Origin of the sequence: Streptosporangium sp. NPDC048047 (genome assembly GCF_040653115.1) — a bacterium.
Taxonomy (GTDB): domain Bacteria; phylum Actinomycetota; class Actinomycetes; order Streptosporangiales; family Streptosporangiaceae; genus Streptosporangium.
Genome location: NZ_JBEZNH010000009.1, coordinates 164,452 through 183,222, shown reverse-complemented (window position 1 = coordinate 183,222; position 18,771 = coordinate 164,452). Strand labels below are relative to the sequence as shown.

The following is an 18,771-nucleotide window of genomic DNA, read 5'->3' as shown; positions in this document are numbered from 1 at the left end:
GCCGTCAGCCCAGCCTGAACGTGCTCGCGAACGTGTTGATGTACGAGGTGGCGCCGGACCGCTCCGCCGGGGTGGAGAACCAGAACATCCCGGCGCCGCCGCCGTCGCGGACCAGGCACCGGGCGTAGAAACGGATCTGCTTCGGCGATCCCTTGCGGGTGAAACGGAACTCCAGCTCGGCGCCCTTCCCCCCGGGGAAGGCGACCGGGCCCTTCCGTAACTCCCGGTAGGAGCCGCGCTCCATCAGCAGCGGCTTCAGCCCGTCGCGCAGCTCGGCGAGGATGCGCTCCGGAGAGCGTTTCTCCTTCTTCCCGGGATCGGCCAAGACACCCAGGAGCCGGACGGAGGGGCTCTTGCTCTTACCGGACGCCCAGCCCACCTGGCTCTTCCGCACCTCCCGGTGCCAGCCCTCGGGGACGGCGAGGGAGAAGCGGTGCCTGCCGTCCCGGTAGAGGCGGAAACCCGGCGGCGGCGTGGCCGGGGCGGCGGGCTCCCCGGTGAACCCCGGACTCGGGCTCCCCGACGGACCGGTCGTCCCGTCCGGGCCGGGACTCGCGGCGGGAGCGGCGGTCCCGCCCGGACCCGACCCGGGCGTGCGGTTCGCCGCGGCCGCCGGAGTCCGGCCGACGGCCGGACCGGACGTCGGAACGGTGGACATCGCCGACCCCTCGGCGACGGTGGACGTCCGGCCGGTGCCCTCGCCGGGGGCGCCGGCCTGGGCCGCCACCACCACCACCACCACCGCGATCGTCACCATGGTCGCCAGCAGGGCGGCACCCGTCGCCACGGCCGCCCGGGCGCGCAGCCCGGCGGTCCCGGCCGCCGCCGACATCAGGGAGCGCCGCCGCGCCGTGTCCCCGGTGAGCAGGGCGCGCGACCACGCCGCCACCGCCTGCGCCCCCGGCAGCGGCGCGCGCAGCCGTTTCGGCGCGGTCGCCGTCAGCGTCCGGACGTATCCCGTGCCCGCCGCCGCGGTCTTCCTCGCCCGCGATCCCGCCCCGGCCGCCCAGGAGCTCCACCTCGGGGTGATGGTCCGCCCCCGAGGCTCCGTGTCGCTCAGGTCCCGCGGCCCCGCCTCGCTCCGGTCCCGTGGGTCCGTGGCACCCGGGATCCGTGAGTCGGCGGCGCCCGGGTCCTGCGGCTTCACGGTGTTCGAATCGTGCGGCTCGGCGGTGCCCGGGTGCCGGGACCCGGCGGTGCCGGGGATCCGCGACTCCGCGTCGGCCCGCCGGGCGGCCGATCCCGGCTCATCCGCCGCCGCGTACCGCCGGGCCGCCGCCCGCTCGCCCGGCCGGGGGCTCGGCGTGCCCGCCCACGAGTCCTGTTCGCCCGCCTGCGTGACCGGGATGTCGGCCTTCGCCGGGCTCCGGCCGGGGCCCGCCGTACGGTCCCGGCCTTCTGCACGGCCGGGGCCGGTCGCCGGGGAGGGGGCGGCCGCGCCGGTCGCGACGACCGGCGCGAGGAGGGCGAGCGCCTCGGCCGCGGTCAGCCGTTCGGCCGGATCCTTGCGGAGCAGCCCCTCGATGACCGGACGAAGCCGGCCCGCGTGCTCGGCCGGGTCCGGGAGCCCGTTGATGATCGACGCGATCGTGGCGGCCGTGCTTCCCCGGGCGAACGGCTTGCGGCCCTCCACCGCCTCGTACAGCGTCACGCCCACCGCCCACAGGTCGGTGGCGGCGGAGGCGGGAAGGCCCGCGAAGCGCTCGGGCGCGAGGTAGGGGATCGTGCCGACGAGCCGGCCGGTGCCGGTCAGGTCGGTGTGGTCGTCGGCGGCCGCCGAGATCCCGAAGTCGGTCAGCACGGCCTGGCCGTCCCCCAGGAGGATGTTGGCGGGCTTGACGTCACGGTGCACGATCCCCGCCGCCTCGGCCGCGATCAGCGCGGCGATCACCTGCCGTCCGATCACGGCGACCTCGGCCTCGGGCAGCCGCCGCCGGGCCCGGATCGCGCCGGACAGGGTCGACCCCTCGACCAGGGCCATGATGATCCACGGACGGTCGTCCTCCTCGACGACGTCGTAGACGGTCACGATGCCGGGATGGTCGCGCAGCGCGGCGGCCGTGCGGGCCTCCCGGAGGGTGCGCCGCAGCCGCTCCTCGCGGTCCTGCACGGACAGGTGGGCGGGCAGCGAGACCTCCTTGACCGCCACGCTCTGGTGCAGCAGCTCGTCCCTGGCCCGCCAGACGACGCCCATGCCGCCCGCGCCGAGCGGGGACAGCAGCCGGTAGCGGCCGGCCAGCAGGCGCGAACCGCCCTCCGGCACGCCGGGACCGCCCAGCGCACCGGGACCGCCCAGCTCACCGGTGGCGTCCGGCATCCCCGGACCGCCCGGCAGGCCGGGACCGCCCAGCGCGCCGGTGGCGTCCGGCGCGTGGGAGCCGGTCGGCGCGCCGGGGCCGCCCGGCACATGGGAGCCGTCCGGCGCGTGAGAGGGGCCGCTCGTTTCGCCGTGTCCGATCCGCATTCCGGTCCCCTGCCCGATCTAAGCCTCTTCTCCCTCATCCGTGGCGCATATCCCCGGCGCACCGGCGGACGGATCACTGGGAAGCTGACGGTATGCGCATCGACCTGCACACCCACTCCACCGCCAGCGACGGCACCGACTCCCCGGCGGAGCTGACGGCCGCGGCCGCCGCGGCCGGGCTGGACGTGGTGGCGATCACCGACCACGACACCACGGCCGGATGGGAGGCCGCCGTGGCCGCGCTGCCCGCCGGACTGACGCTGGTGCGCGGCGCCGAGCTGTCGGGACGGTGGTACGGCACGGAGCCGACGATGGGACTGCATCTGCTGGCCTACCTGTTCGATCCCGCGTACGAGCCGCTGGTCGCGGAACTGGCCAGGGTGCGGCTCTCCCGGGAACGGCGGGCCGAGAAGACCGTCGAGCTGCTGAACGCCGACGGCATCGACGTGACCGTCCCCGAGGTGCGCGGGTACGCGGCGGGCGGCACGATCGGCCGCCCCCACCTGGCACGGGCCCTCGTCCGGCGCCGCCTGGTCGGGAACGTGGACGAGGCGTTCCGGCCGGAGTGGCTGGGTCGCCGTTACCGCCTGCCCAAGGACGACATCGACGTGTTCACCGCGATCCGGCTGGTGCGCGAGGCCGGCGGGGTGTCCGTGCTGGCGCATCCGAAGGCGGAGATCCGGGGCCACGCCCTGCCCGACGCGCTCATCGCGGACCTCGCCGGGGCGGGCCTGTGGGGCGTCGAAGCCGACCACACCGACCACACCGAGGCCGACCGGGCCCGCGTCCGCGCCCTCGCCGGAGACCTGGGCCTGCGGGTCACCGGCTCCAGCGACTACCACGGCACCAACAAGACCGTACGGCTCGGCGCGTTCACCACCGACCCGCCCGTCTACCGGGAGATGGCCGACGCCGCGACCGGCGTCGCCCCCGTCATCGGGGCATGAGCCGCGCCGGGGCGTGAGCCGCGCCGGCGTCTACGGCTGAACCGGGAAGAGCCACGTCATCGCGACGACGCTCTTGTCGGCGTACGCCTCCTGCCCGGGCTCCAGGCCGTAGGCCAGATCCTCCAGGGCTCCGCACCTGGCGTAGAAGACGGCCCGCTCGCGCAGGGACGCGGGCTCGGCGCCGCCGCGGTAACCGCCGACGGCCGCGTCGAGGGCGGAGGGACCGAGGTCGCGGTACAGCAGGCCGAAGTCGTAGGCCGGATCGGTGATCGCCGCGTCGCCCCAGTCGATGACTCCGGTCACCCGCCCGGTGGCGGGATCGACGAGGACGTGCTCGACGCCCAGATCGTTGTGGGAGAACACCGGCTCCCACCCGCCCGCCGGCGGCGGCGCGGCGAGGAACTCCTCCACGGCGGGCCGGTGCGCCGCCGGAACCCGCCCGGAGACCGTCTCGTATGTCTCCGCGGCCTCCCGCAGCCACTCCTCCGGCGGGAAGTCGTCCCGCTCCACCAGACCCGCCAGCCGCTCGGCCGGTACGGCGTGCAACGCGGTGAGCAGCCCGCCGAGCGCCGCCGCTACCGACGGGCCGTACGCCTCCCGCGCCGGGCCGGGCAGGCGCAGCAGGGGCAGACCCGGCAGCTTGGCATAGGCCAGGCAGCCTCGGCCGGGATCGGTGAACATCGGCTCGGGGACGGGCAGCGGTGACATCTCCGCGACGGCGGCGAGCAGGCGGGACTCGTGCTCCACCCGCGCGGCCCGTTCGGCCGGGTCGTCCTGGAGGCCGAAGCGGACGATCAGCTCGCCGTCCACCTCGTAGGCGACGTTGTCCTGGCCCGCGCCGCTCCGCACGACCGTGCCGGCGCGGTGGCCGGGCAGGTGCGCGGCGACCACGGCGCGGACATCGTCGACGTGGTGGTCGTTCCGTCCGCCCATCGTGACACGGTGCCTTTCGCAGGGGCCTTCCATGAGCGGAGCGACACGCTCGGCCTCATGGCGCCCGAGACCGGGCGGAGGCTGGGAGACTACCGCGAGCCGAGCGGGTGCCGCCATCGGGCGCCGAGGCCGTCCTCCGCGGCTGAAGACGCGATCCGGGAGATCCCGCCGCGCGCCCGGCGACGCGGTCAGTACCCCGCGTCGGGGTCGATCACGCCCTCCAGGGGCCGGCCCGCCAGCAGGTTGCGCACGTTGCGTTCGACCCGTTCGCCGAGCACCCGGGTGGTGTAGTCGGCGGAGTCGGCGCTGTGCGAGGTGATGAGCACCCGGGGGTCGTCCCACAGCGGATGCCCCTCGGGCAGGGGCTCGGGGTCCGTCACGTCCAGCCCGGCGGCGGAGATCGTCCCGGAACGGAGGGCCTCGACCAGCGCGCCGGTCCGGATGTGCTCGCCCCTGGCGACGTTGACCACGACGGCGTGCGGCGGCAGCAGCGCCAGCTCGGCGGCGTCGACGACGTACCGGGTCTCGGGCGTCAGGGCGAGGGCGAGCACCAGGACGTCGGTGTCGCCGAGCACGTCGTGCAGGGCCGAGGCCGGCAGCGTCTCCTCGGCGCCCTCGACCTCGTCCGGCCGGCGGCGCAGCACCCGGACCCGGCAGCCGAACGGCGCGAGCAGGCGGACCAGCTCCGCGGCGATGCCCCCGCCGCCGAGGATCGTCACCCGGCGGCCGTGCAGGGAACGCGGGTCCGCCGAACACCAGCGGGGCGTGCGGGCCTGCCGTACGACGCTGCGCAGACAGGCCAGCGTCAGCAGCAGGGCGTGCTCGGCGACCTGCCCGGCGAACGACCCCTTGGCGCAGGTGAAGGTCTGCGGCCGGCGGAAGATCCCGGCCTCGGCGAACTTCTCGACACCCGCCCAGGGGAACTGCACCCACCCGATCCCGGGATTGCCGTCCAGCAGCCGCGCGAGCCCGTCCGGGTCGCCCGGCGTCAGCCACACGAGCCCGTTGGCCTCGGCGGGCGGGACGTTGGAGCCGCCTCCGGCGGTCACGGCCTCGGCGACCCGGGCGCGCAGGAGGTCGAGGGCGGGGGAGTTGGCGCGGTCGCCGTCCCCGTCCGCCTCCGGACCGGGCGGCGGCGCCGTCGCGATGCGGGCTTCTTCCATGGGGGGACATTCTTCCGCGTCCCGCCCGCCGGACGGCCTCCGGGGGGCGGGACGGACGGTCACGCGTGGACGGGCTCGCGGTCGTTCTCGGCTATCTGGAACCACACCACCCGTCCGGCCGGGTCGTCGCGCCAGCCCCACGAGGTGGACAGCTCCCGCACCAGCCACAGCCCCCGCCCGCCGCCGCAGTCGGTCCGGACGTCCGACCTGAGTTCGGGGGCGGCGCCCGGCGACCCCTCGTCGACCACGTCGATGAGAATCGTCCCGTCCCGGTTCATGATGATCACAGTGATCGTCCCGCCGGGCTGACGGCCCGAGTCGGAGTGCCGCACGGCGTTGCTCACCAGCTCGGTGACGAGGAGGAGGGCGTCGTCCGTACGAGGATGGCCCGCGGCCTCCAGGAGGTCGCGGACGTACCGCCGGGCCTGCGGAACGGACGCGGCGTCTCCTGGTAGTGATATGTGCCCCAGCAGCTCGGATCCCTTCACGAAATCACCGTCCCCGCAATGAGCCGGGTCATGTCTTCCAGACGGCTGTTCTCATGGCGACGCTGTTCTCATGGCGACGCTGGCGCGTCGCGGCTCGGGGGCTGGTAACCGGTGTCTTCCCTCGTCACTCCGTCGCTTCGCTCCTGCGTTCCTCAGTCCAGACACCGGCGCCCCCTCGCGGGTCCAGACCACCGACGCCCCCTCGCGGGTCCCGACTACCGGCGCCCCCTTGCGGGTCCCGATCACCGGCGTCCCCGAGCGGGTCCGGACACCGGTGTCCCGAGGCGGGTCCGGTCGGCGGCGGCCCTCGCGGGGCGGGGGTGTTCCGGTTTATTCAAGAATCTTGTCAAAGTAGGATCGGGTGTATGAGACAGGTGAGCGGTGACGCGTCCGTTCTGAGAAGGCTCAACTCCGACGCGATCCTGCGCATCCTGCGCGGACGGGAGCTCGCCACGCTGACGGAGCTGGCCGCCGCCGCCGGTGTCTCCAGGCCCACGGCCGAGGGGATCGTCGAGGACCTGCTGGCCGACGGCTGGGCCGAGGAGTGCGGCGAGGACGAGCGCGCCGACCGTCAGCGCGGCCGTCCGGCCCGGCGCTTCAGGTTCCGGGCCTCCTCCGGGCACGTGGCCGGCGTCCACATCGACAGTTCCAGCCTCCAGGTCATGGTCTGCGACCTGGGCGGGGAGGACAGGGCGGTGCGCAGGCAGCCGCTTCCCGCCGACACCCCGGCGGCCGACCGGCTGTCCGCCGTCGCCGAGCTGGTCCGGCTGGCCGCCGCCGACGCCGGGCTCACCGTCGCCGAGCTGGCGGTCGTGGGCGTGGGCACCACCGGTGTCGTCGACGGTGAGGGCCGCGTGGTCAAGAGCATCGTGCTGCCCGGCTGGACCGGGCTGCACCTGCACGCCGAGTTGTCCGCGCGGATCCCCGCGCCGGTGGTGGTCGAGAACGACATGCGCCTGGCCGTCATGGCCGAGCACTGGCGCGGGGCCGCCCGGGGCTGCGACGACGTGGTCTACCTCTTCGCCGGTGACCGGATCGGCATGGGCCTGCTCATCGGCGGCCGGGTGCACCGGGGCGCCCACGCCGCCTCGGGCGAGATCGGCTCCCAGCCCAACGACAACTGGTCGGCCTTCCGCCACGTGATGGACTACTCGATGGCGGTGGAGCCCGGCGAGCTGCGGGGCGGCCGGCAGAGCGCGGAGTTCGCCGTCGGCAGGGCGCGGGCGGGCGACGAGAAGGCACGCCTGGCGGTCGGGGAGTTCGGGCGCGCCCTGGCGGCCGGACTGATCACCGTGGTCAACCCGCTCGATCCGGAGATGGTGATCATCGGAGGCGGCCTCTCCTCCGCGGGTGACCTGCTGGTGGAGCCGATCCAGGAGTCGCTGGACGAGCACTGCCTGTACCCGCCGCGGGCCGTCGTCTCCGGGCTCGGCGGCGAGTGCATCGTCCTGGGCGCCGTACGGCTGGCACTCGACCACGCCGAGCGGCTGCTCTTTACGATCCCCGCTTGAATATTCCCTCCCGGGCCGTGGCGGCCCGTCCGTGACATCGCGCCCTGGGATCGGGCGTGTCCGAGAGCAGGTCAGGCATGCCTGGGGACGGCCGGTCCGCCGTAACTCTTGGGTCACGGCCGGATCGCCGCCGCGCATCGATTGCTCATTTCTGCGCTATTTACTCTAGTTGCTTGCATAAATGAGCGCTAGCCTCCAGGGACTTCGTTCCGACCCTGGAGGTGAGACGTGGTCGCATCCACGGCGGCCCCCGCGGCGGAGGTCCAGGTGGCCGCCCGCCCTCGACGCCGGACCCTCCGCGATCGGCTGAGACGGGACTGGACGCTGCTGCTCCTGTGCCTGCCGGGCGTGCTGTACTTCGTCGTCTTCTTCTACGTCCCCCTGCTCGGGAACGTGATCGCGTTCAAGGACTACGCGCCGTTCCTGGGGATCGACGGGAGCCCGTGGGTGGGGCTGGAGAACTTCGTGACGCTCCTGGAGGAGCCGGAGTTCTGGACCGCGGTGGGCAACACCCTGCAGATCACCGCACTCCAGCTCGTCCTCTACTTCCCCGCCCCGATCGCGCTGGCGCTGGCGCTGAACTCGCTGGTCGGCGACCGGGTCAAACGCCTCGTCCAGACCGTCGTCTACCTGCCGCACTTCCTGTCGTGGGTGGTCGTGGTCGCGATGTTCCAGCAGGTCATCGGTGGCGCCGGCACCATCACGACGTTCCTGGCCGCGCACGACGTCACCATCGGCAACCTGATGGCCGACCCGGGGCTGTTCAAGCTCATGGCCACCGCGCAGGTGATCTGGAAGGACACCGGCTGGGGGACCATCATCTTCCTCGCCGCCATCACCGCGATCGACATGAGCCAGTACGAGGCCGCCGCGATCGACGGGGCCGACTGGAAGCGCCGGCTGTGGCACGTGACGCTGCCCGGAATCCGGCCAGTGATCATCATGCTGCTGATCCTGCGGCTGGGCGACATCCTGTCGGTCGGCTTCGAGCAGATGGTGCTCCAGCGTGACGCCGTCGGGGCCGAGGCGTCCGAGGTGATCGACACCTACATCTACTACCACGGTGTCATCAACGGCGACTGGGGGATGAGCACCGCCGCCGGCCTGATGAAGGGCCTCATCGGCGCCGCCCTGATCTACGCCGCGAACAGGCTCGCCCACCGCTTCGGAGAACAGGGGATCTACCGATGAGACCGCCGCGGACGCGACGCCCGGCAGCCGCGGGCCGTACGCAGAGGTTCACGAGTCCGCCGACGAGGCCGCCGTGGATGGAACGCCCGACCGTCGCGGGCCGCGCGCTGAAGACCGCCGCGCTGACCGCGATCGTGCTGGCCGTGCTGTACCCGTTCGGCCTGGCCGTGGGCACCAGCCTCACCGGGCGCGCGGAGAGCGTCGCCAACGGCGGCGGCTACGTGCTCCTCCCGTCCCACCCGACGCTGGAGGCGTACCGGCTGGTGCTGTCCGGCGGCGCGGTGACCCGCGCCGTGCTGACCAGCGTCGGCATCACCCTCAGTGGCACCGTGCTGAGCCTGCTCTGCACGGTCTTCCTCGGCTACGCGCTGTCGCGCCGGGGCATGCTCGGCGGCAGGCCGATCCTCGTGATGGTGCTGGCGACCTTCCTGTTCACCCCCGGCATGATCCCGACCTACCTGATGGTCAAAGAGCTCGGCATGCTGAACACCTACCAGTCGGTGATCGTGCCGGTCCTGGTGAACGCCTTCAACGTGGTCGTGGTCCGTGCCTTCTTCCAGGGGCTGCCCGACGAGCTGTTCGAGGCGGCCCGCATGGACGGCGCCGGCGAGTGGCGCATGATGTGGCGGATCGCTATCCCGCTGTCCAAGGCGGTGATCGCGGTGGTCGGCCTCTTCTACGCCGTCGGCTACTGGAACAGCTGGTTCAGCGCGCTCCTCTACATCGACGACCACGACAGGCACCCGATCCAGCTCGTCCTGCGCCAGTACATCTTCCGCGGCGGGGCCGCGCAGGGCACCGACGTGGCGATCGTCCGCGACCTGCCCACCGCCTCGGTCCAGATGGCCGTGCTCGTCGTCGCCCTGGTGCCGATCCTCCTCGCCTACCCCTTCCTGCAGAAGTACTTCACCAAGGGCGTCCTCACCGGCGCCATCAAGGGCTGAGAACCACCCCCCAGGAGAGACCCATGTCCATGAGCATGTCCCGCCGCGGTTTCCTCGGACTCGCGCTCGCCGGCGCCACGGCCGCCGGGCTCGCCGCCTGCGGAGGCGAGGGCGGCGGCGCCGCCGGAGCAGGCAAGGGCGGCGCCGACCTGTCCCGGAAGCTCCGGCTCCCCACCTACACCCCCGCGAAGATCCCTGTCCCCGACCTGCCGGTCGACGCCGGCCAGGACCCGGCGTACCTGAGGTATCCCGAGAAGCTCGTCAGGTCGGTCCCGGCGCCGCCCGGCGACGGCAGCCGGATCACCGCCCTCACCCAGACCTGGGACGTGGCGCCGCCGGGCGCCGACAAGAGCGCCTACCTCCAGGAACTCGGCAAGCGCCTCAACGCCCGATGGGACATGAACATCGTGGTCGGCGACGGCTACCCCGACAAGTTCAACGCCGTCATCGCCAGTGACGACCTGCCCGACCTGGTGTGGTTCCCGCCGAACCAGGGCCTGCAGCGCGTGCCCGAGCTGCTGGAGGCGAAGTTTCACGACCTCACCCCGCACCTCGCCGGCGACGCGATCAAGAAGTACCCGAACCTGGCGAACCTGGGGGACGTCGCCTGGAAGTCGGCCGTCACCAACGGCAAGATCTTCGGTGTGGCCGTCTCCTACAGCCGCTTCGGCCAGGTCTACCTGGTCAACCAGGACTTCTGGCGGCCGGTCGGCGGCATCGGCTTCACCGGCGCCGACGACTTCTTCCAGAAGTCCGTCCAGCTCCTGGACGCCAAGCGGAACAAGTACGTGCTCGAACCCTCCTACGTCAACCACGTCCACATGTTCAGCCAGTGGTACGGCGCGCCGAACACCTGGCGGCTGACGGGGGGCAAGCTGGTCCACCAGTACGAGACGCCCGAATACCAGGCGGCCCTGGAGTTCGCCGTCAAGTGCTTCAAGGCCCGCCTCTTCTGGCCCGACGCCACGCTCGCCACCACCAAGGAGAAGGTGGCCAACGGCCAGCTCGGCGCCTACGTCGAGTCCTTCCCCGGCTTCTACAACGACGCGCGGACGCAGAAGTACGAGCTGGGGGCCGTCGTCCCCTTCGCCGCCACCCCGGACGCCAAGCCCGTCTACAACGCGGGCCTCGGCTCGGTCGGCTTCACCGCCATCAGCAAGAAGGTCGATCCCAAGCGGATCGAGATGCTCCTCAACGTGCTGAACTTCATGGCCGCGCCGTTCGGCACCGAGGAGAACCAGCTCGTCAACTACGGCGTCGAGGGCGTCCACTTCACCCGGAAGGACGGCGAGCTGACCTTCACCGACCGGGGCGCCGCCGAGGTCCCGGCCACCCAGCAGCCGATCTCGTTCGTCGTCGGCTCGCCCGCCGCGATCTACCTGCCCGGCAAGCCGGAGGGGACCCGGCTCATCCACGACTTCGAGACGAAGGTCGCGCCCATGCTCCAGGAGCGCGTCACCACCGGCCACTTCTCCGACACCTTCACCACCAAGGGCGGCGAGCTGTCCACCATGGGCTCGGACATGGTGGTCGACGTCGTCACCGGCCGCAAGCCGCTCTCCGAGTGGCAGGGGTTCGTGAAGAAGTGGATGGACCGCGGCGGCGCCGCGATGAGGGCCGAGTACGAGGCGTCCATCGCCAAGGGCTGACGCCCCGCCGTACCACCCGCCCCGCCGTACGGCCTGCGGAGCCGTACGGCCCAGGGACGCTCCGCCGTACGACCTGAGAGGCCGTACGACCTGAGAAGGGATGAGAAGTGGAAGACCTGCGCATCGGAGTCATCGGCCTCGGCCTACGGACCAGCCTGGCGCTCTCGGCCCACCGGCCGGGCCGGGGGTCGGTGGTCGCGGCGCTGTGCGACTCCGATCCTGCGGTGCTCAAACGGCAGTCCGCGCGGTTCGACGCCGACGTCCTTACCGAGGACTACCGCGAACTGCTCGGCCGCCCCGACCTCGACGCGATCATCGTCATGACCCCCGACGACACCCACGAGCGCGTCGCGATCGACTGCCTGCGCGCCGGGAAGGCCGTCTACCTGGAAAAACCCCTGCACATCACCGTGGAGGGCTGCGACAGCATCCTGCGCACCGCCAGGGAGACCGGCACCCGCCTCTACGTGGGGCACAACATGCGGCACATGGGCGTGGTGCGGACCATGCGCGACATCATCCGCAAGGGCGTCATCGGCGAGCCGAAGACCGTCTGGGTGCGCCACTTCGTCTCCTACGGCGGCGACTACTACTTCAAGGACTGGCACGCCGACCGCACCCGCACCACGGGCCTGCTCCTGCAGAAGGCCGCCCACGACCTCGACGTCGTCCACTGGCTGGCCGGCGGCTACACCACGCGCGTCAACGCCTTCGGCGACCTGATGCTCTACGGCGACCTGCCGCGCCGCGCGTCCGGCACCCCCCGGCCGGAGAACTGGCTCAAGGAGTTCGAGTGGCCGCCCGCCCGGCGCGGCGGCCTCAACCACGTCGTGGACGTCGAGGACGTCTCGGTGATGAACATGCGCCTGGACAACGGCGTCATCGCCGCCTACCAGCAGTGCCACTTCAGTCCCGACTACGTGCGCAACTACACCGTCATCGGCACCGAGGGGCGGCTGGAGAACTTCGGCGACGGACCCGGCGACACGGTCAAGGTCTGGAACACCGGGCCGAGCGGCTACCGCGACGACTGCGACATCGCCTACCGGGTGCCCGCGGCGGCCGGCTCGCACGGCGGCGCCGACACCGGGATCATCGCGGAGTTCAACCGTTTCGTGCGTGAGGGCGGGACCACCGACACCTCACCGGTGTCGGCCCGGATGAGCGTCGCCGCCGGGTACATGGCCACGATGTCGCTGCGCGACGGCGGCACGCCGTACGACGTGCCACCGCTGGACCCGGAGCTGGCCGCCTACTTCGAGCGCGGCCAGCGATGACCCGCTACCACCTGCGCTACCAGGTCCTCCCCGGACGCGACCCCGGCCCGCTGGCGGACTTCTGCGCCGCGCACGGGGTGGAGGAGGTCGTGCTGATGACCGGCGCGGAGGAACTGCACGCCGGGCACCCCGCCGGCGACGGCGAGGACCTGTGGTTCGAGACGGTCCGCGCGGCCCGGGACGCGCTGTCCGCCCGGGACGTCTCCGTCAGCCTCAACCCGTGGGTCACCGTCGGTCACGCCGACCGCGGGCGGATCCAGGACCTCGGCTTCGCGCCACTGGTCTCGCCCACGGGCGAGACGTCCACGGCCGCCGCGTCGCTCGCCTGCCCCGTCTGGCGTGACTGGCTGGCGGCGCACTACGGGCGCTTCGCCGGCATCGGCTTCCGCGTCATGTGGCTGGAGGACGACTTCCGCTTCCACAACCACGCGCCGCTGACCTGGGGCGGCGGATTCGAACCCGGGATGCTGGCGCGTTTCCACCGCCTCGCCGGGGAGGAGCCCACCCGCGAGGAGCTCGTCGCCGCGATCACCGCGCCCGGCGAGCCGCACCCGTGGCGGGCGCTGCTCCAGCGGACCTGGCGCGAGGCGCAACTCGAGGTCGTCACCCTGGTACGGCGGGCCGTCGCCGGCCGCGCGCGGCTCGGCCTGATGAGCTCGGGCCTCGGCGTCGCCTCGGCCGAGGGCAGGTCGTGGGGCGCGCTCTTCGACCTGGTGGAGGCGCACCGCCCGCATTTCGCCCCGTACGGCGACGCCCCCGGCCGGCGGCTCGCCTACTCCATCGCGATGCTGGAACTGCAACGGCCGCCACGCCCCGCCGGCGTCGAGGTGGCGCCCGAGGTGGAGAACTGGAGCCACACCGAGTGGAGCAAGTCCGACACCCAGACGTGGTCGGAGATGGTGACCGCCCACCTGTCCGGCGCGGACGCGCTGTTGCTCGACGTGTTCCCGTTCGTCACCGGCGATCCCGGCCGTTACCCCCGGGTCGGGCGGATGCTCACCCGTTCCCGCCCGGCGCTGGACGCCACGGTCACCGGTGAGCTGGAGACCCTCGGCGTCGGAGTCCCGTGGTGGGAGGACACCGCCGCCCGCGCCCACGGCGACGGAACGCTCGGCGGCCTCGTGGCGGACCCGCTGCGGGCCGCGGAGTACCTGCTCCCGTACGGCATCCCGATCCGGGCGGGCGTCGCACCGGTCACCGCGGTGTTCGGCGCGACGGCCTGGGCGGTGCCGGACCCGGCGGAGCTGCTGCGCGGCGGGGTGCTGCTGGACGGCGCCGCCGCGGCGATCCTCACCGAACGCGGATACGGCGAACTGCTCGGGGCGTCGGTGTCCGAGGTCGTCGCCCGCGAGACGACGTCGCCGCGGCCGTACGCCGTGGAGCGCGTCCGGGACGGCGGCGCGCTGCTCAGCGTCAACGTCCAGGCGGCGGTGGCACGGCTGACGGCCGCGCGGGACGCCGAGGTGTGGACGGAGGTGCTCACCCCGCGCGGCGAACACTGGGGCGCCGGACGGGTGGCGCACGTCAACGCCCTCGGCGGGCGCGTCCTCACCATGGCGGCGTGCGCGCCGGAGCGGCTGGGCCGGTGCGACGACGGGCTGCGCCTGGCGCAGGCGGCGGTCCGCTGGCTCGGCGGGTCGCCGGCGGTCACGGGCGGAGCGGACGGCGGACGGTCATCGGCGTCGGACGGCGGGTCGCCGCCGGCCCCGGGCGGACCGGACGGCGCACGGCCGCCGGCGTCGGACGGCGGGTTGCCGCTGGTCTCGGGCGGGCCGTACCTGATGCCGCAGTACGCGCGGGTGGGCGGCCACCGGCGGCTGGCCGTCGCCAACGGCTCGGCCGACCCCGCCGTGCCCGTCGTCACCGGCTTCCCCGCGGGCGAGGGGCTCCGCGCCACCCTGCTGGAACCGCTCACCGAACCGCGGGAGGTCCCGGTGCGGCGGGACGGCGACCGGGTGACGGTCGACGCGGAGGTGCCACACCGCGGCTACCTGATCCTGGAGGGTTAGGGGAACTCGAAGCGGGGGGTGGAGGGGGTCAGGACCGCGCTCCGCGAGGTGATTCCCCACACGCGGTGCAGTTCGCCGGTGACCGCGGACACCAGTTCCGGGATGTCCGCGGACGCGGTGCCGTGCACGGCCTCCGTGACGATCAGCACGGTGGCCGTCGTGTCCCGGACGGCCGAGTGGCCGCTCTGCCGGTTGGTCCACCGCCGGGCGTGCGACCGTCCCGCGGCGTCGGCGAAGATCACCTCGCCCGGGTCGGGGTGCTCCGTCTCCCCGGAGAAGGTCTGGTAGACCTCGTCGCCGTCCGCGTGCCGTACGTCGAGCCCCTTGGAGACCCGGGAGAGGTCGAGCGCCGCCACCGGGATCGCGAACGCCAGCGAGATCGCGTTGCACAGGTCGATCAGGGGGTGGATCCGCGGGAGCACCCCCTCCTTCCTGAAGCGCCGCAGCAGCGCCTCCGAGGCGCACCGGTACTGGGTCGGCTTGAGTCCCATCCTGGAGAACGCCCGCCGCCAGGCCTGGATCTCGGGGAACCCGGTCTCCGGGCCGGCCGCGAGCCGGGACTCGGCGATCGCGGTGTACACCGCGATCCGGGACTCGGCGGAGACGTCCGCGGTGATCCCGGTGGCGAACACGGCGCCGGCCACGAGCTCCGGATGTTCCGCCCGGACCTCGGGCGAGTGCTGCAGATGCATGGGATGGACCTCTGTCGTGGATCGGGCTGACGGTCGGTGAGGGCGAGCCGGACGCCGAGCGCCACGAAGGAGACGGCGAAGACCCTCCCCAGCCACGCCGTCACCCGCGGCCGGGAGACGACCCGGTCGCGCACCGAGGCGGCGAAGAGCCCGTAGACGGCGAAGACGACGAAGGTGATCAGCATGAAGACCGCGCTCAGCTCCAGCGTCCGCGCCTGGCGGATCCCAGGCTCGCGAGTTCACCCTGCCGCCACATCGGTCCAACGGACAGGTCCAATGGCGGCGCGTCAGACAGGTCCATACGGTCCGCCGCGCGTCCGGTGTCCGGATCCGGGAGACGGGCCGCGCCATGACCGGAAACGCCTGGTTAGGGTGAAGCGATGGCGGACTCTGCGGCGAGGGAACACGGACGGGCGGAAGAAGGCGGCCGGGAGAGGCGGCTGCGCCGGTACTGGGACCGGCAGGCCGACTCCTACGACCGTCGGATGGCGTTCGCGGAACGCAGGTTCTTCGGTGACACCCGCCGCTGGCTGTGCGGGCAGGCGGCCGGCGACGTGCTGGAGGTGGCCGCGGGCACCGGCCTGAACCTTCCCCACTACCCGCCCGGCATCCGGCTGACCGGGGTGGAGTGGAGCGACGCCATGCTCGTGATCGCCCGCCGCCGGGCCCGCGCCCTCGGCCTGGTGGCCGATCTGCGTCAGGGCGACGCGCGGGCGCTGGAGTTCCCCGATGCGCGCTTCGACACGGTCGTCTGCACGTTCTCGCTGTGCGCCATCCCCGATGAGGAGACGGCGCTCGCCGAGATGGCCCGGGTCCTGCGGTCGGGCGGCCTGCTGCTCCTGGCCGACCACGTGGTCTCGACCTCCTGGCCGGTCCGGGTGCTGCAGACGCTGGCCGACGCCGTCTCCGTGCCGTTGCAGGGCGAGCACTACCGCCGCCGGCCGTTGCCGCGGGTGCGGGCGATGGGGTTCGGGATCGAGCGCCACGAACGCCTCACGCGCGGCGTCATCGAACGGTTCGCCGCCCGCAAGCCCTCCGCCGCCTGAGGTCGCGGTACCAGACGGGATCAGCCGCCGCAACTGGCGAACGACATCGTGTCGGACAGGACCTTGTAGGACTCCCGGACCCTGCTCTTCCCCGTGACCGTGTCGATCCGCACGACGCGCACCCGGGTCGGCCGGATGTCGTTGACGTTCCCGCCGTACGTGACGAAGTGGGCGGTGACCTCCTCCGGACCCGTCCAGGCCAGTGTCTCGGGCGGGTTCTTGCCGACCGGCACCCGGATCAGCACCCTGCCCGACGCGAGGTCGTGGACGACGACGTCCCACCGGCCGTCCTTCTCCTGCGCCGTCACCACGGTCGTGCCGTCCGCGGCGAGGCCGTAGGGGGCGTAGACGCCCTCGTCGACGTCCAGGGTCCGGCCGCGCAGCCGTTCTCCGGAGGGCCCGAGGACGCGCAGGACCGTGTCGGTCGCTCCGCTGTGCGTCAGGAGTTCGTCGTCGTCGGCGCTGAACCCGAGAAGCACCCGGTTCCACGGCACGGTCCAGAGCAGCGCGCCGCTCGCGGTGTCGTACACCCGGGAGGGCCGCTTCCGGTCCTCCGGCAGGACGACCGCCAGGCGAGCGCCGTCCTGGGACAGGACCAGCGTGACATCGTCTATCCCGACGCGGGCGGGCAGCACGCCGGCCATGGCGCGGACCTTCCCGCCGATCTCCCGGACGACCAGCCGGCCGTCGGACTTCCTGAAGTAGGCGACGTGCAGGCCGTCGCCGCTGACCTCGATCGGCGCGACGGAGTACTTCTGCGGCCTGCCCTTCCCGTCCACCGGCGTGGTGCGGGCGTCCGGCAGTTCCCGCCGCTCGCCGCCGTGGGTGACCAGGCGCCACCTCCCGCAGGGGTACCGCACCTCGTGCTTGTCGGTGCAGCCCCGCACCGAGGCGTACCGGATCGCCTCCGAGTGCGGCGTCGCGTCCGCGCGATGTCCAGCGTCCGCATGCCGCTCGGTCCCGCCGTACGGCGCCGCACCGGCGTGGAGCGCCGTCCCCGTCGGCGACACCGTCTTCGTCTGCGACGCCGGTGCCGCGTTCGCGGTCCCGATCCCCCCGAGCGCCGTTGCGGTCAGGATCGCCGCCGTGACCGCTGCGATCTTCGTTCTCATCGGACCTCCCGAGTCGATGAGTCCCCCGTGTGGACTTCACCCGGTTGGACCGCCGGATCCGGGGAGAAGTTCGATGGGATCGATCCCGGTTCAGGGAGATTTTTCCACGCCTCCCGCACCGGGGACGGCACGGACCGCCGTCACCCGCGGCCCGTCGGGACCGCCGGTTCCGGGGCGGAGGCCGCGGCACGCGGGCGCAGGGCCACGGCCAGGAACGGCACCAGCGCGATCACACCGGTGATCACTCCGAACGCCGCCGGATAGGACAGGCCGTCGGCGATCCAGCCGGTGACGGCGGGGGCGAGCAACCCCGACAGGTACGTGATGGTCGCGACGCCCGCCACGCCGTCCCCCGGCGTCGGACCGGTGTTGCCCGCCGTGACGAACACCAGCGGCACGATCACCGCGATGCCGAGCCCGAGCAGGGCGAACCCGGCGATGCCCGGGAGGGGCGCGCGGGAGGCGACCACGATCACGCCGCCGATCACGGCCACGGCGCCGCCTGCCCTGACGGTCGCCACCGCCCCGAAGCGCCGGACGAACCGGTCCCCGATGAGACGGGTGCCCGCCATGAAGAACATGAAGACCGTGTAGCCGGCGGCGGCGACGCCCGGCCCGGCGTCGGTCACCTCGGTCAGGTAGAGGGCGGACCAGTTCGTGCTCGACCCCTCGGCGAAGGTGGCGCAGAACCCGAGCAGGCCGACGACCGCGATGGCCCGCGAGGGCAGGGCGAAGCGGCGCGGCGCCGGCGCGCCGGCGGAGGTGGTGTCGGCCAGCAGGCCGCGCCCGGCGACGGCGGCGAGGGCGACCAGTACGAGCGCGGTCACCCCGAGGTGCAGGCGGGCGTCGATCTCCGCCTGGGCGGCCAGGGTCCCGGCTCCGGCGGCGACCAGGCTGCCCACGCTCCACATGCCGTGCAGCCCCGACATGATGGACCGCCCGAGGTGCCGCTCGACCACCACGGCATGGGAGTTCATCACCACGTCGCTCATGCCGGCGGCCGCGCCGTACAGCAGGAACGTGGGGAACAGCCAGGCGGGCGCGGGCATGAGGGCGGGCAGCGCGAGGCCCGCGCACCACAGCGCGATCAGGAGGCGGGTGGCGACGGTCCCGCCGAGGCGGTGGGCCAGCCGGGCTGCCATCGGCATCCCCACGAAGGCTCCGATCGAGGGGCAGAACAGAACGAAGCCGAGGACGGCCGGGCTGAGGCCGAGGTGGTCCTGGATCCAGGGGACGCGGGTGGCCAGGCTGCCCGCGACGGCACCGTGGAGGGCGAAGACGGCGGCGATGGCACGGTGGGGGCTCATGCCGGAGAATCTAACAGGCAGGCTTCCTGATGAAAAGG

The 18,771-nt window shown here is 73.1% G+C and carries 15 protein-coding genes; 8 read left to right on the top strand and 7 right to left on the bottom strand.

Annotated elements, in window-relative coordinates; translation table 11 throughout:
* Positions 1–4: 4 nt before the first annotated feature.
* Positions 5–2,464, bottom strand: a complete 2,460-nt coding sequence (locus tag AB0D67_RS11125) for a protein kinase (protein ID WP_362932393.1) — start codon at positions 2,462–2,464, stop codon at positions 5–7.
* A 92-nt stretch (positions 2,465–2,556) separates the two neighbouring features.
* On the opposite strand from AB0D67_RS11125, the gene AB0D67_RS11120 reads away from it, so the two are divergent.
* Positions 2,557–3,411 (top strand): PHP domain-containing protein, encoded by an 855-nt coding sequence (locus tag AB0D67_RS11120; RefSeq protein WP_362932391.1) that lies wholly within the window; start codon positions 2,557–2,559, stop codon positions 3,409–3,411.
* A 30-nt stretch (positions 3,412–3,441) separates the two neighbouring features.
* Here the strand turns inward: AB0D67_RS11120 and AB0D67_RS11115 are convergent, their stop codons facing one another.
* The 3 genes from AB0D67_RS11115 to AB0D67_RS11105 form a co-directional block, all read right to left on the bottom strand.
* Positions 3,442–4,344: a phosphotransferase gene (locus AB0D67_RS11115; RefSeq protein WP_362932389.1), complete on the bottom strand. Its 903-nt coding sequence runs from the start codon at positions 4,342–4,344 to the stop codon at positions 3,442–3,444.
* A gap of 188 nt (positions 4,345–4,532) precedes the next feature.
* Positions 4,533–5,507, bottom strand: a complete 975-nt coding sequence (locus AB0D67_RS11110; RefSeq protein ID WP_362932387.1) for a D-isomer specific 2-hydroxyacid dehydrogenase family protein — start codon at positions 5,505–5,507, stop codon at positions 4,533–4,535.
* 59 nt (positions 5,508–5,566) lie between these two features.
* Entirely contained in the window at positions 5,567–5,995 is a 429-nt protein-coding gene (locus tag AB0D67_RS11105; RefSeq protein WP_362932385.1) for an ATP-binding protein, read from the bottom strand.
* Positions 5,996–6,360: 365 nt separating this feature from the next.
* On the opposite strand from AB0D67_RS11105, the gene AB0D67_RS11100 reads away from it, so the two are divergent.
* The 6 genes from AB0D67_RS11100 to AB0D67_RS11075 all read left to right on the top strand — a co-directional run bounded on the left by AB0D67_RS11100 (position 6,361) and on the right by AB0D67_RS11075 (position 14,576).
* Complete coding sequence (locus tag AB0D67_RS11100; protein WP_362932383.1) at positions 6,361–7,506, top strand: ROK family protein; 1,146 nt, start codon at positions 6,361–6,363, stop codon at positions 7,504–7,506.
* Between the two features lie 228 nt (positions 7,507–7,734).
* The gene (locus AB0D67_RS11095; RefSeq protein WP_362932381.1) at positions 7,735–8,697 is read left to right on the top strand and encodes an ABC transporter permease subunit; all 963 of its coding nucleotides are present in this window, start codon (positions 7,735–7,737) and stop codon (positions 8,695–8,697) included.
* A gap of 77 nt (positions 8,698–8,774) precedes the next feature.
* Positions 8,775–9,641, top strand: coding sequence for a carbohydrate ABC transporter permease (locus AB0D67_RS11090; protein ID WP_362932379.1), 867 nt, complete (start codon positions 8,775–8,777; stop codon positions 9,639–9,641).
* Positions 9,642–9,664: 23 nt separating this feature from the next.
* Complete coding sequence (locus AB0D67_RS11085) at positions 9,665–11,290, top strand: hypothetical protein (RefSeq protein ID WP_362932377.1); 1,626 nt, start codon at positions 9,665–9,667, stop codon at positions 11,288–11,290.
* Positions 11,291–11,397: 107 nt separating this feature from the next.
* A complete protein-coding gene (locus AB0D67_RS11080) occupies positions 11,398–12,567 on the top strand; it encodes a Gfo/Idh/MocA family oxidoreductase (RefSeq protein ID WP_362932375.1) in 1,170 nt (389 codons plus the stop codon).
* Positions 12,564–14,576: a hypothetical protein gene (locus AB0D67_RS11075; RefSeq protein WP_362932373.1), complete on the top strand. Its 2,013-nt coding sequence runs from the start codon at positions 12,564–12,566 to the stop codon at positions 14,574–14,576. Before AB0D67_RS11080 ends, AB0D67_RS11075 begins: the two co-directional genes overlap by 4 nt.
* On the opposite strand, the gene AB0D67_RS11070 is transcribed toward AB0D67_RS11075, so the two are convergent.
* On the bottom strand, positions 14,573–15,268 hold the full coding sequence (locus AB0D67_RS11070; RefSeq protein WP_362932371.1) for a phenylalanine--tRNA ligase beta subunit-related protein: 696 nt from the start codon (positions 15,266–15,268) through the stop codon (positions 14,573–14,575). The two genes, AB0D67_RS11075 and AB0D67_RS11070, sit on opposite strands and share 4 nt — an antisense overlap.
* 380 nt (positions 15,269–15,648) lie before the next feature.
* On the opposite strand from AB0D67_RS11070, the gene AB0D67_RS11065 reads away from it, so the two are divergent.
* Positions 15,649–16,314: a methyltransferase domain-containing protein gene (locus AB0D67_RS11065; RefSeq protein WP_362932369.1), complete on the top strand. Its 666-nt coding sequence runs from the start codon at positions 15,649–15,651 to the stop codon at positions 16,312–16,314.
* A 20-nt stretch (positions 16,315–16,334) separates the two neighbouring features.
* Here the strand turns inward: AB0D67_RS11065 and AB0D67_RS11060 are convergent, their stop codons facing one another.
* Complete coding sequence (locus AB0D67_RS11060; RefSeq protein WP_362932367.1) at positions 16,335–17,426, bottom strand: hypothetical protein; 1,092 nt, start codon at positions 17,424–17,426, stop codon at positions 16,335–16,337.
* Positions 17,427–17,566: 140 nt separating this feature from the next.
* On the bottom strand, positions 17,567–18,733 hold the full coding sequence (locus AB0D67_RS11055) for an MFS transporter (protein WP_362932365.1): 1,167 nt from the start codon (positions 18,731–18,733) through the stop codon (positions 17,567–17,569).
* Positions 18,734–18,771: the final 38 nt, after the last annotated feature.